Raw genomic sequence first — 25,245 nt, 5'->3', positions numbered from 1 at the left:
CCCGCGCACTGTACTTCCCGCTGAGCGCGCGTCGCGGAAAGCGGTGGACTGTCAAGGACATCGGCAAGGCGGAGGTTGTGCCGTGCATCCTGGCGGCGCTCGCGGCACTTGGGGTGCTGCTCACCGGCTAACCCCAGCCGAGCTCATGCAGCTCGTGCTCCTCGAGTCCGAAGTAGTGGCCGACCTCGTGCAGGACGGTTACTTTTACTTCGTGGCGGAGTTCGTCTTCGTCGCTGCACATTGCCTCGAGCGCGTCCTTGTACACGAACACCGCATCCGGCAAGAACCCGCTGTGATTTGAGTGCTGCTCAGTAAGGGGGATGCCCTCGAACAGTCCGAGTAGCGTGGGTTCGTCCGGGTTAAAGTCGCGGGCCAGCACCACCATGTTCGTCATGTGGCGGGCGAACTCCTCGGGGATGGTGTCCAGGGCGTCGTTGATCATTGCCTCGAAGACGTCCTGGCTGACCGGCTCCATCATGGTTGCGGCTGCTCCTCCCGCAGTGGGCGGCGCTCCGGGCGCTCTGGTGGCGGGTTGCCATCGATCTTGAGCACTTCGCGCCCAGCGGTTGCGGACCCGGTCAGTGCCGCGAACTGCTCCTCCGGGTTCGAGAAGACCAGCGCGCAGTTCACGCTGCGCGAGCCACCCTCCCATGCGGACGGCTTCTGCGTGGTCCAAAACGGCTGCAGCGCGATCTGGTAGAGGTTTTCCTCCGCGCCCATATACTTCTGGGCGGCGTCGGTGCACACGTCGCGCAGGTATTTGTCTTGCTCCTCGACGCTCGGGGTGCGGTCGGGGAAGACGGGCTTGAGGTCGACCGTGCTGGTGATCTCCATTTGGTGTGGCTCGTTGCAGTCCACGGTGCTCAGGCTGGAGGCACCGTCGATAGCGACGCACTCTCCGGGGTTGAAGGTGCGCGCCTGGTCCTGCTCGGAGACGCGGCCCGTGGTGAGGATTGGGGTGCCGTCGCGGTTGGTTTCCTGCAGGCCGCACAGCATGGTGCGGTCGCCCTGCTCCCACGCGGCCGCCGGTGGCAGGATCGGTGCGATGGAGTAGCGCCCGTTCGGGTCGAAGGCGCCGTTGAGGTAGCGCAGGGTTGCGCCCCCGCAGAGCTCCTCGCGCAGCTGTGCCTGGCGGGTCTGGTTCGGCATCGGTGCAGACGGCCCGAACTCGGAGGTGGGGTAGGTTGCCAGGTCTTCGCGCGCCGAGACCTCGAAGCGGTGCTCGAGTGCGCAGTCGGTTTGCTCGAAGGCGGTGATGTGGCCTTCGGTGTCGGCTTCCCACGTCAGGCAGGCGCCTTGGTCCGCCGTGGTGAACGGCGCTGGCTTGTTTTTGCTGTGTCGTTTCGGAGCGGACGTCGATACTTCCGATGCCTCAGTGCCGCCTTGCGGTGCGGGCGACGCGTTGTAGGTGTAGGAGCCGAATCCGACCGCACCCGCGAGCAGCGCGACGAGAAAGCCGCGCAACGCTGTTGTCTTGGTAGCCATGTGCCTTTCCTATCCCTCGAGGTTGCGCAATACCTGTGTGTGCAGACTGTAGCGGTCCGTCCGGTACACACTGGCACAGTATTCCACACGTGTGCCATGGCTTTGCGCATAGCGCACGATTCGCAGCAGCGCGCGGTTCGCCGGCACCTCGAGTAACGGGGCGACGGTCGCGCCGGCATTCACGGCGGTCACGGTCTGCTCAGCTTTGGTGATGCCGAGGTTGTAACGCTTATCGAGTACCTCGTACACCGACGCCTGCAGGTCGTGTTCCAGCAGGTCGGGGACCAGCTCGCCGTTGTACCAGCCGTCGTCGACGGCGTAGGGTTGGGCGTCGCCAAGCCGGAGGCGACGCAGGTGGATGTGCTCTGTGTGCGGCGGGGTGCCGAAGTACTCGGCGACTTCTTGAGGCGCTGGCGCGCGCTCCGCCAGCAAAATACTTGACGACGCCACTACGCCCTGCGCCTGCATCTCCTCGGAGAAACTGGCCAGCTGCAGCTTGCTCACCAGCGGGCTCGGCGCCACGAACGTGCCTTTGCCCCGGACCCGGCGGAGCTTGCCCTGGGCGACGAGGTCCCCGATCGCGCGTCGCACCGTGATCCGGGAGACCCGGTAGGTCTCCTCGAGGGCGCGTTCGCCGGGCAGCGGGTCGCCGGGGGACAGTTCGTTGCGGCAGTACTCTTCGAGGATGATGCGTAGCTGCGCGTGTTTCGGGAGGGGGCCTTCCTGGATTTCGGTGGGGGGCTGCTCGGGCGTGGACATACCCCCACCATAGCGCACTGGTTATTACCAGAGCGGGGCGGTGGTGCAGGTGGCGTATCGAGGGGCGGAACCGGGTAGAGTTGTGGGCGTGATTGATCTGAAATTTCTGCGCGAACATGCAAACGACGTCCGAGAGTCCCAAACCGCCCGTGGCGAGGATCCCTCCCTCGTCGATCAGCTGCTAGCGGCCGACGAGCAGCGCCGCGAGGCAATCCAGGCAGCAGATGAGCTGCGTGCGGAACAGAAGGCCTTCGGCAAGAAGATTGGCCAGGCTTCCCCGGAGGAGCGCCCAGCGCTGCTCGAGGGCTCGAACGAACTCAAGGCGAAGGTGAAGGCCGCCGAGGCCAAGCAGGCTGAGGCCGAGCAGGCCGTGCAGGACCTGCAGTACAAGATCCCGAACCCGATCCAGGGCGCACCGGCTGGCGGCGAGGAGGACTTCGTGGTCCTCGAGCACGTCGGCGAGGTCCCGACCTTCGACTTTGAGGTGAAGGACCACCTCGAGCTGGGTGAGAACCTCGGGATTATTGACATGAAGCGTGGCACCAAGGTTGGCGGCGCACGCTTCTACTACCTGGTCGGCGACGGCGCCTGGATGCAGCTGGGCATGATGATGCTCGCCGCGCAGAAGGCCCGCGAGGCCGGCTTCAAGGTCATGATCCCGCCGGTCCTGGTCCGCCCCGACGTTATGCAGGGCACCGGCTTCCTCGACGAGCACGATGAGGAGATCTACTACCTCGAGCGCGACGACCTGTACCTGGTTGGTACCTCCGAGGTGGCGCTGGCCGGCTACCACACCGACGAAATTATTGACCTCTCGGACGGCCCGCTGCTCTACGCCGGTTGGTCCAGCTGCTTCCGCCGCGAGGCCGGCTCCTACGGCAAGGACACCCGCGGTATCCTGCGCGTCCACCAATTCGACAAGCTGGAGATGTTCGCGTACTGCAAGCCTGAGGACGCCGAGGCGATGCACCAGAAGCTGCTCGGACTCGAGCGCGAGATGCTCGCCGCAGTCGAGGTGCCGTACCGCATTATCGACGTCGCCGCTGGTGACCTCGGCTCGTCCGCGGCACGCAAGTTTGACACCGAGGCGTGGGTGCCGTCGCAAGATACGTACCGTGAGCTGACGTCGACCTCGAACTGCACCACGTTCCAGGCGCGCCGCCTGTCCATCCGCTACCGCGACGAGAACGGCAAGACCCAGACCGTCGCCACCTTGAACGGCACGCTCGCGACGACGCGCTGGCTCGTCGCAATCCTCGAGAACAATCAGCAGGCCGACGGCTCGGTCAAGGTGCCTGAGGCGCTGCGCCCGTGGGTTGGGAAGGACGTACTGGTTCCCTAATGCGCACGATTGATGGACTGTTCGAAGTAGCGGACGGCTACACCGCCCCGCGGCCGCACAGCGGCGACATGCACAACCGCTTCTACCAGCGGATTGTGCGCGCGGCGAAGCGCTACTTCCGGTTCGCCGGGACGAAGGCGACGGTCCACGGCCTCGAGCACGTCCCGCTGGATGGCGGGGCGATGCTGGCGATCAACCACACCGGCTACCTCGACTTCATGCTGGCAGGCATTGGCCCGTACCTGCGCGGGGAGCGCCTGGTGCGGTTCATGGCGAAGAAAGAAGTCTTCGGCATTCCGGTGCTGCGGTGGCTGCTGCGCAACATGGGGCACGTCCCTGTGGACCGCTCGGCGGGCGCCGGGGCTATCGACGCCGCCGTTGCCGCCCTACGCGAAGGGGCGATCGTCGGCATTTTCCCGGAGGGCACGATTTCGCGCTCCTTCGAGATTGCGGACTTTAAGACGGGCGCCGTGCGCATCGCTCGCCAGGCCGGAGTGCCGCTCGTGCCCTGCGTGATCTGGGGCTCCCAGCGCCTGTGGACCAAAGACCAGCCGAAACGGCTCGGACGCTCGGGCATTCCGGTCATCATCCGCTACGGGGAACCCGTTGCTGTCGACGGCACCGTTGAAGAAGCCACGGGTAGGCTCAAGGCAGCGATGGAAGCCATGCTGGAGACCACCCGCGCCGAATACGAAACGCGCTTCGGACCCTTCGAGCCCGGCGAGCCATGGATGCCGGCCTCGCTCGGAGGGAGCGCACCGACTCTTGAAGAAGCAGCCGAAATTCGCCGAAAAGAACGCGAGGCAAAGAAAGGGAAATAACATGAACGCCCCCAGCCTGATCATCAGTGACATCGATGGCACATTCCTCAACTCCTACGGACGGGTGACACCTCGTCTGCTGGAGGTCGTCGCGCGGGCTGTGCGCGGCGGAACCAAGTTCGGGCTGGCCACCGGGCGCCCCCACCGCTGGCTGCTGCCGGTGCTCGAGCAGCTGCCGTTCGAGCCGGTCTGTGTGGCCGCCAACGGCGCCGTCATCTACGACCCAGAACACGACGAAGTGGTGAAATCCTTCGCGCTGTCCCCGGAGAGTATGCAGGAGACCGTGGAGGTCGTCGAAAAGGTGATGGGGGAAGCCGACGTGACCGTGGGCTACGGGGTGGAACGGCTGAGCCAGAGCGCGCTCGACCCGGAGGAAGAGTGCTTCCTGATCACGCCGGAGTACAACCCGGACGCCTGGGACGCCCGCTTCGGCGTCGTCCACGTCGAGGAGCTGCTGGCAGAACCTGCGGCGAAGCTGCTCGTGCGCTGCCCGGACCTGATGGCGGCAGAGATGTTCGACATGATCGCCCCCGAGATCGACCAGGACATCGCGCACGTGACCTACTCCATGGAGGAGGGGCTGCTCGAGTTCTCGCGCCCCGGCGTGACCAAGGCGGCAGGTGTTTCCTACCTGGCTGCCCAGTACGGGATCGACCCGTCTCAGGTGGTGGCGTTCGGCGACATGCAAAACGATGTTGAGATGCTGGCGTGGGCCGGCATGGGCGTTGCCATGGGCAACGCGACGGACGCGGTGAAGGACGCCGCTGATATTGTGACCGCATCGAATGATGAAGACGGCGTGGCACAAGTACTGGAGCACTGGTTTTAACTCATGACGTTGCTGGCGGCTATTGATCAAGGCACAACATCAACCCGGTTCGTAGTCGCCACTACGGGCGGCAAGGTGATCGCGCAGGCGCAGTTCGAGCACCGGCAGATCCTGCCGCGCGAAGGCTGGGTCGAGCACGACCCACTCGAGATCTGGCGCAACACGCGCCGCGCCATGAGCGACGCCGTGGCCAGCGCAGATATCGACGAAGCCGCCATCGCCACTTTGGGCCTGACCAACCAGCGTGAAACCGCCGTCATCTGGGAGCGCGCAACCGGTATACCCATCTACAACGCCATCGTGTGGCAGGACACCCGCACCTCCTACGACGGCGACGCCACCGAGTTCCAGGCCACCACCGGGCTGCTGCGCAACTCGTACCCGGCCGGGCCGAAGTGGGCCTGGATCCTCGACCACGTCGACGGCGCCCGCGAGCGTGCTGCCCGTGGCGAGCTGCTCGCAGGCACCATGGATACCTGGCTGATCTGGAACCTCACCGGCGGCCAGCGCGACCCTGACAACGCACTGCACGTCACCGACGTCACGAACGCCAGCCGCACCCTCCTGATGGACCTGGAAACCCTCCAGTGGGACCCCGACCTGTGCGAAGCCATCGGCGTGGCGCCCGAAATCCTGCCGGAGATCCGCCCGTCCGTCGGCGACTTCGGCCAGGTCCGCAACCGGGGTCCGCTGGCCAACGTGCCCATTTGCGGCGTGCTCGGCGACCAGCAGTCGGCGCTCTTCGGCCAAGGCGGCCTCGAAGAGGGTGCTGCGAAGATGACCTACGGCACCGGCCTGTTCATGCTGCTCAACACCGGCACCACGCCCACCTTCAGCGAGACCGGAATGCTCAGCACCGTTGCCTACCAGCGCGCCGGGCAGCCCGCCGTCTACGCCCTGGAGGGCTCCGTCGCGGTGGGTGGATCGCTCATCCAGTGGCTTCGCGACCAGCTCGGGATCCTGCGCACCGCCGCCGAATCCGAGAAACTCGCCAGCGAGGTCCCGGACAGCGGCGGCGTCGTCATTGTGCCTGCGTTCTCCGGGCTGTTCGCGCCGCGCTGGCGCCCGGACGCCCGCGGCGTCATCACCGGCCTGACCCGCTTCGTGGACCGCCGCCACATCGCGCGCGCCGCCCTCGAAGCAACATGCCTACAGACCCGCGAGGTCGTCGAAGCGATGGGCGTCGAACTGCGCGAGCTGCGCGTCGACGGCGGCATGACCTCCAACGACCTCCTCATGCAGATGCAGGCCGACATCCTGGGCACCCGCGTCGTGCGCCCCGGCAACATCGAAACCACGGTCATGGGGGCAGCGTCGGCAGCGGGGATGGGCGCCGGGCTTCTCGACGCCCCACTCTCCCTCGGCACGCCCACAACCTGGGAAGATACGGCAAACGCGGCGACTCGCGAAGTGCTTGTCGCCGCGTGGGAAGATGCGGTACGCCGTTCCTATAACCTTGCCTAGCCGCTAGCCGTTGCTAGTGCACGCCAATGTTGATGGTGTTGGTGTGCTGGTTGTACGTGATGTCGCCGCCTTGGAAGTCGACGCGGAAGAGGCCGTCGCCAATCGGGTGCTCGGAGTTGACCGGCAGGCCGAGCGGGCCGGCGTCGAGACCTTGCTGCAGCCAGGCGTTCGCGATCTTCGTGAACATCGTGAACGCTTCGCCCTTCGCGTTGCGCACGGCGATGCCGTTCTGGAAGAAGCCGAAGTCGTTGCCGCCCACGCCGCCGACGCCACCGATGACGGCGCCGAGCGTCGGCTCGAACTGCTTCCACACCGCAGCCAGGTCGTTCTGGCCAGCGAACTTCAGCATCGGCTCGATGTACGGGGCGATTTGCTGCAGCGTCAGCCCCGGAGCGATCTCCACACCTGCGAGGTTCTGGATGCCTCCCGGCAGCAGGTCGTTCGCCTTCGCGTACAGGAAGATCAGGCCAGCCAAGGTGCCGACGGCCGCTGCGATCGCCACCGCGTCACCCGAGGCAATACCTGACAGGGAAATGTTGTCGGAGGAGCCCGAGTTGGTCACCTGGGTCGTGGTGCCGTCAGGGTTCGTGACGGTGTCCGATTCCTTCTTACCGGAGCCCAGTGCGTCGAGCAGGTCGCCGACCGTGGTGTCGGTGACCGGTCCCGTGTAGTCGCCAGGAGGGGTGAACTCGGAAGAGTTCTTCAGCGCGCGGTACTTCGTGTTCGCGATTGTGCGCACCGTGCCCATCTGGTTGTACAGGTTCTGGCCTGGGCACTCGTTGTAGTGGAAGTCCCGGTGCGCGTTGATGTTCGGGAACATCCCGCCCTGGCCGGCGCGGTACTTGCTGCCCTTGAAATCGAAGTCAGCGTAGTGGTAGCTCGAACCCATCGGGTCGAACCCGGAGACAGCAGCCTTCCAGCCGATGATGTCGCCCAGCGCCTGCAGCGACGCACGCGTCGGCACCGCGGTCTGGTAGTTGCCCAGCACGGACACGCCCCAGGTGTTCTGGTTGAAGCCACCCACGTGCGCGCCCTGGACCGCGCGGTCGAGTCCGCCGTACCGGCCCTCGTAGATGTTGCCGTACTTATCGACCATGGCGTTGTAGCCCACATCGCCCCAGCCCAGGGTGTAGGTGTGGTAGTTCCAGATGCCGCGGACGATGCCCGGCGCCTGCGCCTCGGTGTAGTTGTTGGAACCAGCGGTATGGTGGACCGTCGCGGCCGTGACCGGCGCGGTGTACGTCGGGTTGCTGTTCTTGCCCGCACCCCACTGCGCGCGGGTGATGACCTTCGGCATCCCGTAGGTGTAGGAGTCGACGACCGGCTTGATGGTGCCATTGACGGTGCCGGTGCCGCCGTCGATAAAGACGGCCTGGATGTCGGTGGCCGCGTTCGGCGCGGTCGAGTCCTTGCGGCCGTTCTCCAGGAGATCGACGTTGCCCGTGGAGACCTGAACACGCTTCGTCGGCTCCACGAAGATCGGCTCGGTGCCAAACGTGTCGGTGCCGGGTGCTGCATCGAGCGGATCCATCTCGAACCACTCCGTCCAGCTGCCGTCGGCACGCTGGGCACGCACGTAGGCGACGATGTCGCGGTCGCCCTTCCACGTCAGGCCAAACAGCGTGAACTCGCGGTCGCGGGTGAACTCCTTGACCACACGACGCTCCTCGGTCTCCTCACCCTGGGTGCGCACCGCTGCGTCATCCACAGTGATGTTTGCGCCCCGAGCGAAGGACTCGCTGGCGTTATAGACGTCCATCTGCGCCGGGGCCGCCGACTGGACCTGGACAATGTGGTTGCCGCCGAACGCCCCGGCGACAACGAGGGCCACGGACACCACCGCAGCCATCAGAGGGCGCATCCTGGAGGATTGCCCATTCAGGCGCTTCCGCTGTTGCACGTTTTAACTCCTGTGGCTATAGGGATAAAGGTTACTCCAGTGAAGTGTAGTGCAAGTTAAAGTCTCAAGTGAATCTTGAGGCTTGGCGTGTCGTGCGGAGGGGCGTCGAAAAGAAATGTGACAAAATGGCCGTATGACTTACGACCTCATTGTTGTTGGATCCGGATTCTTCGGCCTCACCGTGGCAGAGCAAGCCGCCAGCGAGCTGGGTAAGCGGGTGCTCGTGGTGGAGAAGCGCAACCACATCGGCGGCAACGCCTACTCCGAAAAGGAGCCGGACACCGGCATTGAGGTGCACAAGTACGGCGCGCACCTCTTCCACACCTCCAACGAGCGCGTGTGGGAGTACGTCAATCGCTTCACCTCCTTTACCGACTACCAGCACCGCGTCTTCGCGATGCACGACGGCACCGCCTACCAGTTCCCAATGGGCCTGGGCCTGATCAACCAGTTCTTCGGTAAGTACTACTCGCCGGACGAGGCCCGCAAGCTGATCGAAGAACAGCGCGAGGGCCGCGACCCCGCCGAGGCTACGAACCTCGAAGAGCGTGGCATCGCGCTGATCGGCAAGCCGCTGTACGAGGCATTTGTGAAGCACTACACCGCCAAGCAGTGGCAGACCGATCCCACCGAACTACCGCCGGAAATCATCTCCCGCCTGCCAGTTCGCTACACCTTCAATAACCGCTACTTCAACGACAAGTACGAAGGCTTGCCCGTCGACGGCTACGCCGCCTGGCTCGAGAACATGGCCGATCACGAACTTATCGACGTCCGCCTCGACACCGACTGGTTCGACATCCGCGACGAGTACACCGGGATCCCAGTGGTCTACACCGGGCCACTCGACCGCTACTTCGACTACGCCGAAGGCCACCTCGGCTGGCGCACCCTCGACTTCGAACAGGAAGTACTGGACACCGGCGACTTCCAGGGCACCTCGGTGATGAACTACAACGACGCCGACGTCCCCTACACCCGCATCCACGAGTTCCGCCACTTCCATCCAGAGCGCACCGAGTACCCAACGGACAAGACGGTGATCGTGAAGGAGTACTCCCGCTTCGCCACCGACGACGACGAGGTGTACTACCCGATCAACACCCCTGAAGACCGCGCCAAGCTGCTGAAATACCGCGAACTCGCCGCCGAGGAATCCCGCAAGAACGGCGTCCTGTTCGGCGGCCGCCTGGGCACCTACCAGTACCTGGACATGCACATGGCCATCGGCGCTGCCCTGTCCCTATTCGACAACCACCTGCGCCCCCACTTCGAGGACGGCGAGCCGCTGGACCAGAAGCGCGGGCACTAGGGGTTCGCTTGGGGTTTCGGCGGGGTCTTGAGGGGTGAGTGCCAAAGGACGCACCCGTTTATATCTAGAACATTTCTTACCTGCTAGTTTGAATGTCTAGGGTAATTCGGGTTGTGTCTATTGGCACTCTTTCTCTTGTACGCGCACCAAATTCCCGCGTCGACTTCGCGCGACCTGGGGAAACGTCTCGGCGCCCAACCGAAATTCGGGGATTTGGTGCGCGCAGCTCTTGGCCCTACGCTACGGCTTCTTCCTATCGGTGATGCGTACCAGGCAGCCAGCGGCTGCGCCCACCAGCGCGGCCCACAGAATATTCGGCACAGGTCCTGCCACGATCAGTGCGATGCATGCCAGCGTCGCCGTTGCCATCAAAGTCAACCAAGTGATTCTTGCCGAAGGCATCGCGGCGCTGGGCTCTGCGTCTCAAGTGCGTCGCCTCCGCTCGGCGAACTCATCGAGCAAATCCAACACGTCGGGGGCTCGCCAGGCGCGGGTGCGTCTGTCCAGCTGTGCTCCGGTAACGATGCCGACCTGCGCGAGTGCTTCGAGCGCATTTCCTGCTGAGGTCTGCGTCGCTCCTAATTCCTCTACCACAATCCGCGTGGTGATTACCGGCCGCTGCAACAACAACGGGAGCACTCTCCATACAAGGGCATCGGAGCGTGCGGCCAACTGTTGCTTCCACTCATCCAGCAGCGTATTCAGTTCATCTGCGATCCACGTGCCGTACTCGACGGCTTCGAGCGCACTTGCTGCGAAAAGGTTGACGATTTGGTCGGCGTCACCTTGCCGGTATGCGTCCAGTGCAGCAAAGTAGTCATCAATATGGGATAGCAAACCTGCAGAGATTGGCACCGACCCATTGACACTGATGCCGTGGGTTTTCAGCAACACATGAACGAGGACTCTCCCTGTCCTCCCGTTTCCGTCCGCGAAGGGGTGGATGGTTTCCAACTGAGCGTGTGTAATCGCGGCCTGCGCCAACGCTGGGATGTCGCGGCGCGACATGAACCTCTCCAGATCCGCCAACAGCTCCGGTACATGATCGTGGTGCGGCGGAACGAACAATGCACCGCCCGGGTGGTGGTTGTCCGGTCCACCGATCCACACCGGCTGCTCGCGCAGTCGACCTGCGATCCTCGGTGCAGCGTCCTGCAGAAGCACACTGTGCATCGCCAACAACGTTTCAGTTGTTGCTGTATCAACTGCAATCACCCGTTGCATCTGTCGAACATTCGCCACGATCAGCTTTGCATTGGCCGACCCCGAACCAGAAAGTTCCGCTTCAAATATCTTGCGAGACGAGGAGGTAAGTTGTTCAATTCTACTCGATGCGACGGCTTCACCGCGCAACAAAAAGTGGGATAAAAGGAATGAGGTCTGTGGCGTGTGTGGCGTCGAAACGCGTCACCGCGATGGTTGCTCGATCCGCGACTGCAAGCGTTTCAGGGCGTAGCTGCAATTCCTCGTCAGCGATGCGCGGGACTATGGCGCTCTCGTATTTTCGCGGCGTACGTAGCTGCGCCCGACGCGATATATTCTCGGTTGCAGCCTGCCACGGCAAAGTCTCATAAGTCACACTCGGTCACACCATACGTCATAAGTTAGCATGCAAAGTTGTGATGTCGTACCCAACCTATAAACTTAGACATCTATCCTTTGCTATTTGAGGCAACATCAAAGGATAGGTGGAAAGCGCACCTGCTCCCAATGATTGCCTCACCATCTGTACCGAATGGGTGAACAATTGCCAGCCTGGGCATGATGGCAGTGTCTAGAGCATCTGTCAGGGCGAAGTGGCATGGGCGCTCGGTTGAGGGCTTTGTGCTGTCGGTGGGGATGGACCTCCAAAATGACGAGTGAAACCATTTCAAAGTGCCGAACGTGCTGGTAGAAGACTATGAGCGGGTAGTGCTATCGATCTGATCGGTGTAGATCCGCCGGAAGGCACAAGCCACGCTTACACGTTTTTCCTCAGCAGCTGCGCGGGGATTCGCTGCGCGATGCTTGCTTCAGCAGATGTTCGCGGGTGCCTGCGCGGATAATCTCGAGAATGCAAGCAACCTTGACGGCAAGCTGCACCTCGTGGAGCATGTATGCCTCGAATGGGAGTACGGAATAAAACATTTGCGCAGCTTGAATAATGACCACAGCGCCAACCAGGTACTTCCAATTCATCTCATAAAACGCGAGCGTGGCCAGGGTACAGACGGTGCCTACCAAGATTGCCTCCGGGGACGGCCACGCATGGGCAGTGAGTAGCCGCCCCGCAGTAAGAATGAGAAAAGCGGCCGTGATCGCGCCGGGCATCGATAGCCTGCTCGTGTCTTGACGAAGTACTAACACGGGATTGGCCTGCTCTATGTGGGAAATGATGAGGACGTAGATTCCTGCGAGCAGTAACCCTGCCGGAAGCGGAATCCAAACGTGTATAAACGATTCTGGGCTGGGGGCCAGGACCATGGGCACAATGATTGCGATGAGGCCCAGCAGGCCGGCTGCGCTGGCGATAATCGAAAACTTCCGGGGTAGCGGTCGCAAAAGCAGCGCGGCTATTCCAAACACCAACGCCGAATACGGTCCAAAGACGCTGATGATGCTCGCTAACGGTGACTCTGGCTCCGATGCTGCATCCGGAACTTCGAGGAAGTAATCGAGAAGGATGGCTAGTAACGGAAGGAAATGAAACATGTGGAAACACCTAGCGGCATGTAGCTACTAATAGGTATGCCATAAATGTACGGGACTGCACCTGTACGTGTAGGACGTTGCCGATAGATTCGGTGGGGCGCGGTACCTGGCACGCCACCTCGTCTCTTGGCTGGTCAGCTTGCAGGTTGCTCAGTTTCCGGCGGCTCAGGGTTATCGTCGAGCGGATACAACAACCACTGGAGGATATAGGTGGCAATGGCGGGCAAGCTAAATAGTTGCGCTACTGCATACCACCAACGGATTGTGTCTGGGCTGCGACCGTAGCGTTCTGCGAGCCCTGCACAGACCCCTGCAATGACGCGTCCGCGTGATGTCCTGTAGTAAGGCCTGCGCATGTTATTCCCTTCAGACGAAATGGCGGGTCGAAATCACTGTGTCAGAGCTTAATGGATGGGTGCCGACGACAATATGAACAACGAGCGCGCTCACTCCTGGTGACAGGGAAGCTCAGGGCCGCTTGCGTCGGACAAGCACCAAACCGGTTCCGATCAGTGCGTCCTACCCATCGCTAAAGAGAATGTATCCGCCTTTTACTTCGCCGGGTCGACGAACGTCGATACGAGGTAGCGGTTGATGATGCCCCTGCTGTCACCTGCTTTGAAGGTGGCTAGCCGACTCCAGCTACGCGGGCGCTAGGGGACTGCGCGCTTCACACTTTCTATAGGTTAGGCAAGCCTATATAATTTACGGGGTGAGTTTTAGGTCTTTTCTTGCAACCGTCGTCCGGAGTGAACGTATTGCGCCGAGCTTCCAGCGGGTGACGTTCACCGGGATCGACGCCATGGGGCCCGCCGTTCCGATCAGAGATTTGCGTATCAAGCTGCTGATCCCGCCTGCCAGCGGTCTGTTCGAGCTTCCCGAAGAGGGGTGGTGGGACACATGGCGTGCGATGCCGGAGCACACGCGCGGACACCTGCGTACCTATTCCATTCGGGAGTTCCGGCGAAGTGCTGACAGCCCTGACGAAGTGGATGTGGATTTTGTTTTGCACAGCGATAGTCCCGGTCCCGCCTCGGCGTGGGCACAAGACGCTCACCCTGGACAGCAGCTGCTGATTATTGGACCAACCCGTGACGATGATTCCGGTGTTGGTATTGAATTTAACCCCGGATCTGCTGGGATTGCCCGTCTTTACGGCGATGAAACCGCGTTGCCTGCAATGGCTCGTATCCTGGAGGATTGGCCCGAGGGGCTCGCTGGTTCGGTTGATATCGAGGTGCCCGCCGGCAATCACCTGCCCATCGACTCCCCTTCACAGGTTGATGTCCGGTGGCATTTTCGTGCAGAGGGGGACTTCGACTATGGAGGCTTGCTTCTTGCGCAGCTGAAACAGGAAGTTGGATCCCGTTGTGCCTCCGCTTCGTTGGAAAATGGAGAACCTGGTCTTGTGGATGAAGCCCAGCTCGATGAAGTCTGGGAGACACCCACGTATTCCAGCAGTGGAGAATTGATAGGTCCCACGTCGGATACTGCAGGGCACACCTATTACTGGATCGCAGGGAAGAACACGGCTGTGACGGCGATGCGGCGGCTCCTGGTGAAAGAGGCGGGTGTGCCTCGCCACCACGTGTCGTTTATGGGGTATTGGCGATAACGGGGTTACAAAGTGGATAAACGTGTAGGGCTTGTCGCTTTCCTTGCGGCTTCCACCGTGTGCGCGGCATTAGTGTCTCTTCTGTTCGGGGCGCGTGAAATGGGTTTCGGGGCAACGTTGGGCGCGGTTCGCGACGGAATTGTGTTGGCATTCTCGGGAGGAGCCGAAAGGCTTGAGGCCTCCAGCGACGAGGCGAAGATCATTGCACAGCTTCGGGTTCCGCGCACCCTGCTCGGCCTGTTGGTGGGGGCAGCCTTGGGCACAGCGGGGGCGTTGCTGCAGGGACACACCCGAAACCCGCTCGCAGACACAAACTTGCTGGGTGTAGGCCCTGGTGCGGCGCTTGCGGTGGCTGCAGCCATTTCCTTTCGTGGCTCAATGACGGTGTTGGGCACTGTTGGGGTGGGATTCCTCGGCGCAATACTTGCGGTGGCGCTCGTGTTCACACTCAGTATGAGGAGCCTGGGATCGAGCCCGATCATGGTTGTGCTCGGTGGTTCTGCGCTGGGCGCGGTTTGTAGTGCGCTCACCAGCGGCATCGTGCTGACGAATACACAAAGCCTCAACGAGATGCGGTTTTGGACGGCGGGCGCTATCGCTGGGCGTGACATGCAGGTGGTCGCGGTGCTTGCCCCGGTGATTCTCCTCGGACTAGTGGGGGCCTTCGCCATGGCAAACAGGGTGAACCTCCTGAACTTGGGAGACGATGTGGCAAGCGCACTTGGCGTGAGCGTCCCCCTCTCGCGGGCCGTGGGCATCGTCCTGGTTGCATTGCTCACGGGTGCCGCGGTGGCTGGGGCGGGCCCAATCGGGTTCGTCGGTCTGGTTGTTCCACACCTTGTGCGCGCCTTCACGGGGCCCGATTACCGCTGGGTACTACCGTGTTCCGCGTTGGCTGGGGCCACGTTGCTTTTGCTTGCCGACGTTATCGGCCGCGTCATCGCCAGGCCCGGCGAATTGCAGGTGGGCATCACGCTCGCCTTCGTTGGTGCCCCATTTGCCCTGTACCTCTTGCGCAAAGGGGCGAAACTGTGATGCGGGTTTTCGTGACGAATGGTGTCCTTGCGGTGTTGGCTTTCGCCGCGGCCCTTGGCGGCGTTATGGTCGGGGACTTCGGGCTTACGGTGCGGGATGTCGCTTCTGCGCTCATGGGCCAATCCACAGAATTGGCTCGTACGGTGATTGTTCAGTGGCGTCTGCCGCGGGTGGTAACTGCTTTGGGAGTAGGAGCTGCGCTTGGTTTTGCGGGGGCGATCTTCCAGACCATCACGAGGAATCCATTGGCGAGCCCAGACATCTTGGGCGTCACTTCGGGTGCCTCCGCTTTCGCATTGACTGCGTTACTTGCTGGTGGAAGCTCCGGAATGCTGCTGCATCTTCTGGGGGTCCCGCTCAGTGCGTTCCTCGGTGGATTAGCAGTGTCTGCGGCAATCTGGTGGCTGAGCCGTGGCGCGGGTCTCGGGTCTTTCCAGCTTGTCTTCGCCGGGATCATTATCAATGCACTGGCGATGGCATATACCTCGTTCCTGCTCGTTCGCGCCGACTATCGTGACGTGGGCAAGGCGCAGGCGTGGGTGACCGGCTCGGTGGGTTCTGCTAGCTGGCGCGATGCACTCGCCGTACTTATTGCGCTGGCAGTCGTCGTTCCGTTCTTGCGGTGGGCAGCCTTCAATCTGCAGGCGCTCTCGCTCGGGGAGGATACGGCTGCTGGCCTCGGGGTGGAGCCCCGGCATATGCAACTCATCCTCATGCTCATGGCTGTAGTGCTGGCATCGGTGGCCGTCGCGGCGTCTGGTCCGATAGCTTTTGTGGCGTTTGTTGCGCCACAGATTGGACGCAAGATCACACAAGCAGCAACGCCACCTTTAGGAACAGCGATGCTCGCTGGCGCGGCGATTGTGTCTGGCGCAGACTTAGCAGTGCGCACCCTGGTGCCGGGGAACTTGCCGGTGGGCATAGCTACAACTGCGATTGGTGGCGCAGCACTGCTCTACACACTGCTACGCGCAACACGAAAGGTGTCCGTATGATGCTTCAGGTTCGAAATCTCAAGGTGAGTTATGGGGCTTCCGTCATCGTTGACGGCATTGATCTCGACGTGCCCCAAGGCGGTGTCACCACAATCATCGGCCCCAACGGTTGCGGCAAGTCAACGCTGTTGCGAGCTACAGCAGGGCTTATTGCGCGCGATGGCGGCACGGTAATGTTGAACGGCGTAGACACGTCGAAAATGAAGCGCCGAGAGATTGCGCGTCAGCTAGCAGTATTGCCACAGACGCCTGTCGCCCCCGAGGGACTGACGGTTCGTGACTTGGTCAGCCGCGGACGCCACCCGCATCAGTCTTGGCTACGACAGGCTTCTGCTGAGGATGCGCGTGCGGTTGATGCGGTGATGGAACTGACCAATATTGCAGAGTTTGCAGATCGTCCACTCGAACGGCTTTCTGGCGGACAGCGCCAGCGTGCCTGGATCGCGATGGTCTTGGCGCAGGACACTCCGCTCGTGTTTTTGGACGAGCCGACGACATACCTCGACCTGTCTCACTCCGTCGAGGTCTTGTCGCTCGTACGTCGACTCGCTGATCAAGAGGGGCGAACCGTGCTCATGGTGTTGCATGATTTGAACCTCGCAGCACGCTACTCGGATCAACTTATCGTGATGCAGCGTGGCGAGGTTCGTGCGGTCGGTGCGCCTGCCGAGGTGGTCACGGAGACTTTGCTGAACAGCGTTTTTGATCTGCCTGCTGTCGTGGCAACCGACCCGGTAAATGGGGGCCCACTGGTTGTCCCCCGGTAAGCACCACTTCTAGAGCGACTTTTTGATTTGCTCGATTGCGTACGGGATGGTGAGGGGGTTCGGCATGCTCATTGCATTGGCGGTATCGGTGTCTAGCCAGTAGACCCCGCCACGCTTGTTGACATCAAGGTCCATGAAATTCTCGTCGTTCTTCAGCGCATCGATTGCGCCGTAGTAGTCCAGCACGAAGAGGTAGTCCACGTCGTTGAAGTCGACGTAGTTTTCAGGCGACCAGTCGAGGAAGAAGCTGGAGCCATCGCCGTTGAACTTCTCTGGGATCTTGAAACCAAGCTTTTCAATGAAGGAGCCGCGGCCGTCGCCCGAGGTGTATACGCCAAACTTTCCGTCGTAAGGCATGCCGATTACCGCTGTTTTGCCTTGCAACTCAGGGTGAGCTTCGCGGAAATCTTGGAAAGCCTGCTCGGAATCGGCGATGGGTTTTTCGCCTTCGGCTTCCTTATTTAACGCCTTGGAGATTTCCTTAATCTGCTCATCCCACGGCACTTGCCAATCTTGGTATGCATCCGAGTGGAAGGTAGTTGGCGCAATTTGCTCGAGCAGCGCCTTCTTGTCAGCTTCGAGACCACTGTTCACCGCAATGATCTTTGTCGGGTTGAGCGAGGCAACTCTTTCGGCAGTGTCGGTGCTGAACTCGGTGGTCGTATCCCGGATCGGGTTTGGGTCGACTGTGAGTTTGTCCTTGGCCCATGGTCCAAGTCCGGAAGGGTCTCCCGAACCTTCCTGTTGCCAGGTGGCGTAACCGACCGGTTGTTCACCGAGCGCAAGGACCGTATCGACGTCGCCGAGACCCATTGTCACAATGCGCTCCTCTGACCCGTTGGCATTGGAGGTTTCGGGAGCGGTTGTCGAATCGCTTGATCCGGTGGAGCAGCTGGCAAGCATGAGCGCCGCAGTGAACGTGGCTGCGATCCCCTTCAGAGCGCGAGGGGTAAAGAGTGTCAAGGTTGCACCTTTCGTAGGTGGTTAAAGAATTTCGCGTTAGGTCTCCCTGACCTAACGTGACCACTCTAAGGTATGCCTTGCCTAATGGGCAATCCTTGTCTAGGCGCTCGGGACCGGGTCGACGAACGTCGATACGAGGTAGCGGTTGATGTCGGAGCGGTTGATGATGCCCACGACGGTGCCGTCATCTGCCACAACCAGCGCCTTCTTTAGGTGTTTATCGGTGAGGACGGAGGAGATGTGCCCGAGGTCGTTGTTGACGTTGACCGTGATGACGGACTTGGTCGCGATGGAGACGATTGGCCGGTCGAGGACTACGGCGACGTCGGTACCGAACTCCGTCGAGTCGTTGTGCGCGAGCAGCGCATACGGTGTGGTGAGCGCCGGGACGGAGTCGCCGATGACGTCGAGCACGTCGCCGTCGGCGACGAAGCCCGTGGTGGGCGTCATGACGGCCGCGCCCAGCATGTATGCCGTGGCGAGCCACTGGACAGTCGAGACGCCAATGTTGAAGTCGGCCATGATGTTGGTGAAGCCGACGTTGAGGAACGTTTCATTAAACGTAGCGATAAACGCAGCGAGCGCCGCCGCAAACATAATGGACAGCGGCCGATTTTCTGCAGCCTGAGCTGCCTAGGGTGGAGACGTAGCCATGAAGCCTCTCTCAGTCGAGCGGATAGGAATGGCTTCGGTGGCGTTAGCAGATTTACGCGCGGCTATCCCGGCAGCGGGACCGCACAACGTGTCTCGTATTCCAGGCCAGGGGCAAGGCTGTGACAGATTTTCGGTTTTGGTAGGAGTGGATTTCAAAGTGGCGAGTAAAATCATTCCAAACTGCCGAGTAAAAGTATTTCAAAATGACGAGTGAAACCATTTCAAAGTGCGGAATAGGCAGTTCATGGCTATGATTTATCCTCATGGTGGATTCGTATATTGCCCGCATTGCGGACGCTCAATTAGAGGCAGCGCTTCGGCGGCAAGGTGGGGTGCTCATCCAGGGACCAAAAGGCTGCGGGAAAACAGAGACGGCAAGCCGACAAGCGGGAAGCATTTTGAATGTTGAAACCGATCCCAGCGTCCCATTGGCGATGGCTACCGATCCACGGTTGCTGCTCGATGGGGAGGCACCTCGCCTTTTCGACGAGTGGCAACTGCAGCCTCGCCTGTGGGATTTTGCGCGACACGAAATTGATCGACGCAAAGCGAAAGGGCAGTTCATTTTCACAGGCTCGACAGCGCCTGGGGTGAACGCGACTCGCCACTCCGGGGCAGGTAGATTTGCGCGATTGACGATGTCGACCATGACTCTATTTGAATCGGGCGAATCGGATGGCTCGGTGTCTTTGCGGGATGTCGTTGCTGGCAAGTCTCCTGCTTTTGCAACTCCGCCACTCGCATTTGTGGATTTAGCGAATCGGATGTGTCGTGGTGGCCTGCCCTACAACGTGGATCTTTCTTTGGAAGATGCCATTCAAAACGTCCGCGACTACATGCAAACAGTTGCGGGCGTAGACATTCACACGGTTGGGGATGTGACTCGCGACTCGGAACGGGTTCGTAGAGTTTTGCGCTCTATTGCAAGAGCCGTCGCGACAGAGCTTAACCTACAGACGATTGCAACCGACGTCGAAGTGAGTCGCGATACAGCGCGTGACTACCTTGACGCACTTTCTCGGATTTTCGTCTCCGTGGATCAACCAGCCTGGTCGACTCACCTGAGGTCAAAAGCAACGTTGCGAAAGTCTCCCAAGCGTCACCTCGCTGACCCTTCGTTCGCCATGGCTGTTCTTGAGCGAGGCCCACATCATCTGATGCAGGATCCCCGCTATTTTGGGCAACTGTTTGAGTCGCTCGTTGTGCACGAACTACGCGCGTTGACTGGCAAGACGGTGTACCACGCAAGGCTGAATACCAAGCTCGAAGTGGATGCTGTAGTCAGCTTTGACGATGTTGATCTACTCGTCGAAGTGAAGCTTGGCTATACGCCAGAGATTCTTGACCACGCCGCAGATACGCTTAAACGGTTTGCGGATCAGCTTGAACAGGAAACAGTTTTGCTCATCGTGACCTCAGGGGGTCCGGTCCACAGGCGTGCGGACGGTGTGATTGTTGCGCCGATTGGGGCGTTGGGTCCGTAGCGGAGGGATTGACGTGCGGTTCGCGTATGGCGGCCACTGAAAAAGTTCCCAAGTCCGGGAACGATTTTGGATTTCTGGTGCGGCGACCTGGGGAAACGCAGCGAAATCTAGGCTGATGGGCGGGATCGTTCCCCGAATTGCGGATGAACTGGGAACTTTTTCAAAAGGATAGGAGGGGAAACCTCTGTACCATGTGCACATGGAACCTCGAAGCACTCTCCGGACCTACGCGACGGCGATGGTTGTGTGTCTTGCGCTGGCGATCGGTACGCAGATCCTGCTCGGTAGCTCCGTGGAATTCATGACTATGACCATGGTGTGCGGCATCGTGGAGGCATCGGCGGCGCTGCTTGCGCTGGGCGGTGCGGTCTGGTTCACGCAAGCTGCGTGGGGGCGCGGCTACAGAAGAGCAGTTGTGACGGTGTGGTTAGCCGCGGTGTGCCTGGTGGTCGGGTGGGGGTCGATGGCGGTGGCGCGGTGGGAAGAGTATCGGGCGGAGATGTCCCTGCCGATCATCAACCTCTTTATGTTCCTCATTCCCATCGGCCTGGTGGTGTTGTTGAGCGCGGTCCAGCTGGTGCGGAGGCGCTAGCGCTGCGCACCTTTAATAAGGAACACCACTCCCACGATCGCGCAGGCGGCCGCGATGATAGCGCCTGTCGAGCCTGAGATGAACATGACAGCAAACGCTGAGAGCAAAATTCCTGCCCCGCCAATCAAGAAATCCATAGGTTGCAAGGCTAGTGCATGTCAGTAGACTTCGGTGACCTTGGAGGGGTCGCCGAGTCGCTCGCCGGCGAGTACGAGGCCGAGGAAGCACAGTGGCACGACGTAGCCGAGCATGATCCAGAAGGTGTGCAGCCGCGGGCCGCATGCGCGGGCGATGCCGACGCCCACCAGGGTGCCCACGGTGTTCATGAGGAGGTCGTCGATATCTGAGTAGCCGAGCGAGAAGATGTATTGTCCCGTTTCGACGGCCAGGCTCAGCCCGAACCCGAACAGCACGGCCCAGCGGGCGTCGCGGAAGGCAACGTATGCGAGCACGCCGACGGGGATGAAGAAGGCGATGTTGCCGCCGTAGCCGAAGAGGGGCGCGAACCAGGATTGGGCGTCGTGAAGCTCGGCGAGGGGCTGTAGCGAGAGTCCGCGGCGGCGTTGGTTTGCTGGGTCCCAGAGGTAGCCGATGCGGAAGAACGCTTTACACATTGTTAACGCAATGACGACGCAGCAGTAGGCGGCGAGGGCTCCGAGAGCTTTGCGGTTCATGGTTGCAACCTAGCACAGTTTCACACCAGTCACAGGGGTAACAGTGGGGGCGTCGAAAAGGCAATCTGAACTGCGCAAACGGACAAGCGAGATAGTGGGTGAAAATAAATGCTTGACTTTCACCCACTAATTCTTTAAAGTGAACAGCAAGTTAACAAACGGTCAACAAAGTAAATGAAACCGAAGGGAGAGTGTCATGAAGTTCCTCAAATACTTGCTCACGTACGATACGCGCACGATCCTTGAGGCGATCGACCGCGCATCGAACTAACAACTAACACAGAGCGAACGCGAACTGGCGGGCACCGACGAGGGGGTTGGTGCCCGCCAGATTTTTATGTGCAACCACATATGAGAGCGCCGAACATGCACCGGCGCCCGCGAACGCACTACGCTTAGGGCGAAACTCTAACTAGGCACCGAAAGTGAGACCTGTGGAAACCACGACTGCAGTAGAAGTCCTTCAGCGAGTGCTGATGCCGAAGAAGGGCGAACCGCACGACGTCCGCATGCTGTACCTCATCGAGGCAGAGCAGAACAAGCAGCGCTTGACGTGGGCGGACCGGACGAGCGTATCCATCCCCGCCGGGGAGGAAGTTTCCTTCGAGACGTACTTCAATGCGTTCCCGGCATCCTATTGGCGGCGCTGGTCGCAGCTGGAAAACGTTGTGCTGGCGATGGAGGTTGAGGGGCAGGCGACTGTCTCCATTTACCGCTCGAAGCACGACGGTAAGCGCATCGCTGTGCAAAACGCGGACGCCAGCGACGGCGTGCTGGAGGTAGTGCTGCCGCTGCGTAACTTCGAGGACGGCGGCTGGCTGTGGTTCGACGTCACGGCGGAAACGGACACGACGATCCGCAACGCGGGTTGGTTCTCCGACAAGGAGCCGGAGGCCCAGACGATGCCGGACGGCACGACCACCGGCCCGGAGCCGAAGCAGGTCGCGGTGGGTATCCCGACGTTCAATAGGCCTCGCGACGCCGTCAACGCCCTGCACGCGCTGGCAGAGGACCCGTTCGTGCTCGAATCCATCTCCGATGTGCTGATGCCCGACCAGGGCAACCAGCACCCGTCGGACCTGCCGGACTTCAAGGAAGCGGAGAAGAACCTGCAGGGTAAGCTGCAGATCTTCCGCCAGGGCAACCTGGGCGGCTCGGGCGGCTACGGCCGCATCATGTACGAGGCGCTGCGCACCACGGACGCCCCATACATCCTCTACATGGACGACGACATCGCGATCGAGCCGGATTCGATCCTGCGCGCGGTGCAGGCCGCCCGCTACGCGAAGGCCCCGATCCTCGTCGGCGGCCAGATGCTGAACCTGCAGGACCGGTCGCAGCTGCGGACGACGGGAGAGGCCGTCGATAAGGATGTGTTCATGTTCCGCGCCGCGGAGCACGCGGTGTACGACCACGACTTTGCCAAGTACCCGCTGGGCTACCTCGGCACTGAGGAAGAAGAGCTGGACCCTCGCAAGACGACGTCGCGTGCCCTGCACCGCCGCGTCGATGTGGACTACAACGGCTGGTGGATGAACCTCTTCCCACGCGTCGTCGCGGAGAAGCTCGGCCTTCCGATGCCACTGTTCATCAAGTGGGACGACAACGAGTACGCCCTGCGCGCCAAGCAAGCCGGCTTCCCGACGGTCACCTGGCCGGGCGTCGCCATCTGGCACATGGCCTGGGCCGATAAGGACGACGCCATCGACTGGCAGGCCTACTTCCACATGCGTAACCGCCTCATCGTCGCCTCCCTGTACGGCCCGGAGACCCCGGACGCGATGCTCAAGAACATGCTGAAGTCCACCTACAAGCACATCATGTGCATGGAGTACTCCACCATGGCCATCCAGCTGGAGGCCATGAAGGACTTCCTCGCAGGCCCGGACCAGCTGTTCGACATCCTCGAGACCTCGCTGCCGCGCATCCAGAAGATCCGCGCCAACTACGACGACGCCAAGGTCGTCTCCTCCGCAACGGAGCTGCCAGCGCCGACGGGCGCGCCGGGCGTACCCACCAAGAACATCGGCGGGCGCCTGGCCAAGCTGAAGAAGATCCCGTGGGCGGTCAAGGCGCTGCGCCACCAGTTCACCCAGGAGAACCAGGAGCACTGGCAGGCGCCGCAGCTCAACCTCACCGCAGAGGAGGCCCGCTGGTTCACGCTTGCTCGCCTCGACTCGGCGACGGTGGCCACGGCAGGTGGCACGGGTGTGGCGTTCCGCAAGCGCAACAAGGCGCTTGCCGACGACCTGCTGCGCGAAACCAAGGCGCTACAGGAAGAAATCAAGGAGCGCTGGCAGGAGCTACGCCAGCAGTACGAAGCCGCGAAACCAGCGCTGACCAGCGCTGAGAACTGGGGGAAGGTGTTCGATGAGCAAGCGTGAGGCTGATATTCTCGTCGCGATCCAGAACGCGGCGTACACCCCGGCAGCCGTCAAGGCGGCCAGGGGCTTGAGCCACTTCGGCGAGCACGACCTTGGCTGGTTGGCCGTCGCGGGGCTCGGGGCGGGCGTCGATAAGAAGAGGCGCTCGAAGTGGCTGGCGCTCGGCGTGGGCACGTTCGTGGCGCACGCGGCGAGCGTCGTCATCAAGCGGATTGTGCGGCGCCCAAGGCCGCATGACCCCCGCGTGAACATTGGCGTGGCCACCCCGTCGAAACTGTCGTTCCCTAGCTCGCATGCGACGAACACGGGCGCGGCCGCGGTGCACCTGATGGACATCACGGGCAAGAAGTGGCCGCTGCTGCTCGTGCCCGTGATGATGTTCTCCCGCAACCTCCTTGGCGTCCACTACCCGACGGATACTATTGTCGGTGCTTTGCTCGGCGCCGGGTGCGCCAAAGCGACGATCGAGGTGGAAAGGCAGCTGAAGTGAGCAACACGCAACCGCACGAACCCTTTTTGAAGCCGGAGCCCCACACTGAGGGCGTCGACTACCAGCAGGTACGCGTCCCGCCGAAGAACCTTCCCGACGCCATGGTGAAGGGCCTTCGCCCGAAGCAGTGGGTGAAGAACGTCCTGGTGCTGGCGGCTCCGCTGGCCGCGGGCACGGAGGCGTGGACCTCGCGCACCGCGCTGGACGTGCTGCTGGCGTTCGTGGTGTTCTGCTTCGGCGCCTCCTCGATCTACCTGGTCAACGACGCCCGCGACGTGGACAGTGACCGCGAGCACCCGACGAAGCGCTTCCGCCCGATCGCCTCGGGCATGCTGCCGATCAACCTGGCCTACGCGATGGCGGTGGTGCTCATCGTCGCAGCGCTTGGCCTTTCCTTCTTAGCGACGGACGGCTTCGCCCTCGCCCTCGTGATTGGCATCTATATTGCGCTGCAGCTCGGCTACTGCTTCGGTTGGAAGCACATCCCGGTCATTGACATCGCGCTGGTGTCCTCCGGGTTCATGCTGCGCACCATGGCCGGTGGCGTGGCGGCGAACATTGACCTGTCGCAGTGGTTCCTGCTGGTCGCGGCGTTCGGCTCGCTGTTCATGGCGTCGGGCAAGCGCTACGCGGAGCTGCTGCTGGCGCAGGAGACTGGCGCGAAGATCCGCAAGGCCCTGGAGGGCTACACGGCCACCTACCTGCGCTTCGTGTGGACCCTGTCTGCGACCGCCGTCGTGATGAGCTACGCCCTGTGGGGCTTCCAGCTCTCCAACTCGGTCGAGGGCGCGGCCGCGGTCTGGTACCAGATCTCGATGGTGCCGTTCGTCATCGCGATCCTGCGCTACGCCGCGAAGGTTGACGGTGGTCACGGCGGCGCGCCTGACGAGATTGCCCTGGAAGACCGCGTGCTGCAGATGCTGGCCGCGGCCTGGATCCTGTGCATTGTGCTGGCAGTTTACGTGGTGCCAGCGCTGGCTTAGTAACAT

Annotated in this window: 27 protein-coding genes; 14 read left to right on the top strand and 13 right to left on the bottom strand. The window is 61.6% G+C overall.

Features of this window, described 5'->3' with window-relative positions; translation table 11 throughout:
* Positions 1-127: 127 nt before the first annotated feature.
* From JMN37_RS08295 to JMN37_RS08285, 3 genes are read right to left on the bottom strand one after another with little or no spacing between them, the layout of a single operon-like run.
* A complete protein-coding gene (locus JMN37_RS08295; protein ID WP_252931700.1) occupies positions 128-475 on the bottom strand; it encodes a metallopeptidase family protein in 348 nt (115 codons plus the stop codon).
* Positions 475-1,485, bottom strand: coding sequence for a septum formation family protein (locus JMN37_RS08290; protein ID WP_252931696.1), 1,011 nt, complete (start codon positions 1,483-1,485; stop codon positions 475-477). Before JMN37_RS08290 ends, JMN37_RS08295 begins: the two co-directional genes overlap by 1 nt.
* Before the next feature lie 9 nt (positions 1,486-1,494).
* Positions 1,495-2,244, bottom strand: coding sequence for a GntR family transcriptional regulator (locus tag JMN37_RS08285; protein WP_252931694.1), 750 nt, complete (start codon positions 2,242-2,244; stop codon positions 1,495-1,497).
* Between the two features lie 88 nt (positions 2,245-2,332).
* On the opposite strand from JMN37_RS08285, the gene serS reads away from it, so the two are divergent.
* Genes serS through glpK form a run of 4 tightly spaced genes read left to right on the top strand, consistent with a single transcriptional unit; the run spans position 2,333 to position 6,700 of the window.
* Complete coding sequence (gene serS / locus JMN37_RS08280) at positions 2,333-3,586, top strand: serine--tRNA ligase (protein ID WP_252931693.1); 1,254 nt, start codon at positions 2,333-2,335, stop codon at positions 3,584-3,586.
* Entirely contained in the window at positions 3,586-4,407 is an 822-nt protein-coding gene (locus JMN37_RS08275; RefSeq protein WP_252931691.1) for a lysophospholipid acyltransferase family protein, read from the top strand. Before serS ends, JMN37_RS08275 begins: the two co-directional genes overlap by 1 nt.
* 1 nt (position 4,408) lies before the next feature.
* Positions 4,409-5,236, top strand: coding sequence for an HAD family hydrolase (locus JMN37_RS08270; protein WP_070361759.1), 828 nt, complete (start codon positions 4,409-4,411; stop codon positions 5,234-5,236).
* 3 nt (positions 5,237-5,239) lie between these two features.
* Positions 5,240-6,700, top strand: a complete 1,461-nt coding sequence (gene glpK, locus JMN37_RS08265; protein WP_252931689.1) for a glycerol kinase GlpK — start codon at positions 5,240-5,242, stop codon at positions 6,698-6,700.
* A gap of 13 nt (positions 6,701-6,713) precedes the next feature.
* Here glpK and JMN37_RS08260 read toward each other — a convergent pair whose 3' ends face one another.
* Entirely contained in the window at positions 6,714-8,600 is a 1,887-nt protein-coding gene (locus JMN37_RS08260; protein WP_252931680.1) for an N-acetylmuramoyl-L-alanine amidase, read from the bottom strand.
* A gap of 133 nt (positions 8,601-8,733) precedes the next feature.
* On the opposite strand from JMN37_RS08260, the gene glf reads away from it, so the two are divergent.
* Entirely contained in the window at positions 8,734-9,912 is a 1,179-nt protein-coding gene (gene glf, locus JMN37_RS08255) for a UDP-galactopyranose mutase (RefSeq protein WP_252931678.1), read from the top strand.
* Positions 9,913-10,152: 240 nt separating this feature from the next.
* On the opposite strand, the gene JMN37_RS08250 is transcribed toward glf, so the two are convergent.
* The 5 genes from JMN37_RS08250 to JMN37_RS08230 all read right to left on the bottom strand — a co-directional run bounded on the left by JMN37_RS08250 (position 10,153) and on the right by JMN37_RS08230 (position 12,959).
* A complete protein-coding gene (locus JMN37_RS08250) occupies positions 10,153-10,290 on the bottom strand; it encodes a hypothetical protein (protein WP_252931676.1) in 138 nt (45 codons plus the stop codon).
* Positions 10,291-10,335: 45 nt separating this feature from the next.
* Positions 10,336-11,136, bottom strand: coding sequence for a Fic family protein (locus JMN37_RS08245; RefSeq protein WP_252931674.1), 801 nt, complete (start codon positions 11,134-11,136; stop codon positions 10,336-10,338).
* Between the two features lie 118 nt (positions 11,137-11,254).
* On the bottom strand, positions 11,255-11,491 hold the full coding sequence (locus JMN37_RS08240; protein ID WP_252931672.1) for a hypothetical protein: 237 nt from the start codon (positions 11,489-11,491) through the stop codon (positions 11,255-11,257).
* Between the two features lie 395 nt (positions 11,492-11,886).
* Entirely contained in the window at positions 11,887-12,603 is a 717-nt protein-coding gene (locus tag JMN37_RS08235; protein WP_252931670.1) for a hypothetical protein, read from the bottom strand.
* A gap of 134 nt (positions 12,604-12,737) precedes the next feature.
* Entirely contained in the window at positions 12,738-12,959 is a 222-nt protein-coding gene (locus JMN37_RS08230; protein WP_083329431.1) for a PspC domain-containing protein, read from the bottom strand.
* A 356-nt stretch (positions 12,960-13,315) separates the two neighbouring features.
* On the opposite strand from JMN37_RS08230, the gene JMN37_RS11475 reads away from it, so the two are divergent.
* Genes JMN37_RS11475 through JMN37_RS08210 form a run of 4 tightly spaced genes read left to right on the top strand, consistent with a single transcriptional unit; the run spans position 13,316 to position 17,015 of the window.
* On the top strand, positions 13,316-14,218 hold the full coding sequence (locus JMN37_RS11475; RefSeq protein ID WP_070361765.1) for a siderophore-interacting protein: 903 nt from the start codon (positions 13,316-13,318) through the stop codon (positions 14,216-14,218).
* A 12-nt stretch (positions 14,219-14,230) separates the two neighbouring features.
* Complete coding sequence (locus JMN37_RS08220) at positions 14,231-15,253, top strand: FecCD family ABC transporter permease (RefSeq protein WP_370296017.1); 1,023 nt, start codon at positions 14,231-14,233, stop codon at positions 15,251-15,253.
* Positions 15,253-16,248, top strand: a complete 996-nt coding sequence (locus JMN37_RS08215) for a FecCD family ABC transporter permease (RefSeq protein ID WP_252931665.1) — start codon at positions 15,253-15,255, stop codon at positions 16,246-16,248. Before JMN37_RS08220 ends, JMN37_RS08215 begins: the two co-directional genes overlap by 1 nt.
* Positions 16,245-17,015, top strand: coding sequence for an ABC transporter ATP-binding protein (locus JMN37_RS08210; RefSeq protein WP_070361767.1), 771 nt, complete (start codon positions 16,245-16,247; stop codon positions 17,013-17,015). Before JMN37_RS08215 ends, JMN37_RS08210 begins: the two co-directional genes overlap by 4 nt.
* 9 nt (positions 17,016-17,024) lie before the next feature.
* On the opposite strand, the gene JMN37_RS08205 is transcribed toward JMN37_RS08210, so the two are convergent.
* Positions 17,025-17,978 carry an ABC transporter substrate-binding protein gene (locus JMN37_RS08205; RefSeq protein WP_252931657.1) on the bottom strand — a complete coding sequence of 318 codons (954 nt, stop codon included), beginning with the start codon at positions 17,976-17,978 and terminating at the stop codon, positions 17,025-17,027.
* 99 nt (positions 17,979-18,077) lie between these two features.
* Entirely contained in the window at positions 18,078-18,575 is a 498-nt protein-coding gene (locus JMN37_RS08200) for a CBS domain-containing protein (RefSeq protein ID WP_252931654.1), read from the bottom strand.
* A 320-nt stretch (positions 18,576-18,895) separates the two neighbouring features.
* Between JMN37_RS08200 and JMN37_RS08195 the strand changes: the two genes are divergently transcribed.
* Together JMN37_RS08195 and JMN37_RS08190 are read left to right on the top strand one after the other, a co-directional pair.
* Positions 18,896-20,116 (top strand): ATP-binding protein, encoded by a 1,221-nt coding sequence (locus JMN37_RS08195; protein WP_252931647.1) that lies wholly within the window; start codon positions 18,896-18,898, stop codon positions 20,114-20,116.
* 199 nt (positions 20,117-20,315) lie between these two features.
* Positions 20,316-20,708 (top strand): hypothetical protein, encoded by a 393-nt coding sequence (locus tag JMN37_RS08190; protein ID WP_252931645.1) that lies wholly within the window; start codon positions 20,316-20,318, stop codon positions 20,706-20,708.
* On the opposite strand, the gene JMN37_RS08185 is transcribed toward JMN37_RS08190, so the two are convergent.
* Positions 20,705-20,845, bottom strand: coding sequence for a hypothetical protein (locus JMN37_RS08185; RefSeq protein ID WP_168156157.1), 141 nt, complete (start codon positions 20,843-20,845; stop codon positions 20,705-20,707). The genes JMN37_RS08190 and JMN37_RS08185 overlap by 4 nt on opposite strands.
* 21 nt (positions 20,846-20,866) lie before the next feature.
* A complete protein-coding gene (locus JMN37_RS08180) occupies positions 20,867-21,382 on the bottom strand; it encodes a VanZ family protein (RefSeq protein WP_252931643.1) in 516 nt (171 codons plus the stop codon).
* Between the two features lie 434 nt (positions 21,383-21,816).
* Between JMN37_RS08180 and JMN37_RS08175 the strand changes: the two genes are divergently transcribed.
* The 3 genes from JMN37_RS08175 to JMN37_RS08165 are packed head-to-tail and all read left to right on the top strand — an operon-like array spanning position 21,817 to position 25,239.
* Positions 21,817-23,766, top strand: coding sequence for a glycosyltransferase (locus JMN37_RS08175; protein ID WP_256000766.1), 1,950 nt, complete (start codon positions 21,817-21,819; stop codon positions 23,764-23,766).
* Positions 23,753-24,256 (top strand): phosphatase PAP2 family protein, encoded by a 504-nt coding sequence (locus JMN37_RS08170; protein ID WP_252931641.1) that lies wholly within the window; start codon positions 23,753-23,755, stop codon positions 24,254-24,256. Before JMN37_RS08175 ends, JMN37_RS08170 begins: the two co-directional genes overlap by 14 nt.
* The gene (locus JMN37_RS08165) at positions 24,253-25,239 is read left to right on the top strand and encodes a decaprenyl-phosphate phosphoribosyltransferase (protein WP_070361773.1); all 987 of its coding nucleotides are present in this window, start codon (positions 24,253-24,255) and stop codon (positions 25,237-25,239) included. The genes JMN37_RS08170 and JMN37_RS08165 overlap by 4 nt, the downstream gene beginning before the upstream one ends.
* Positions 25,240-25,245 lie beyond the last annotated feature (6 nt).

It is taken from the genome of Corynebacterium lipophilum (assembly GCF_024102595.1).
Lineage (GTDB): Bacteria > Actinomycetota > Actinomycetes > Mycobacteriales > Mycobacteriaceae > Corynebacterium > Corynebacterium pseudogenitalium.
Note: the sequence above shows the minus strand (reverse complement) of the source record. Positions and strands in the feature narration are given on the sequence as shown.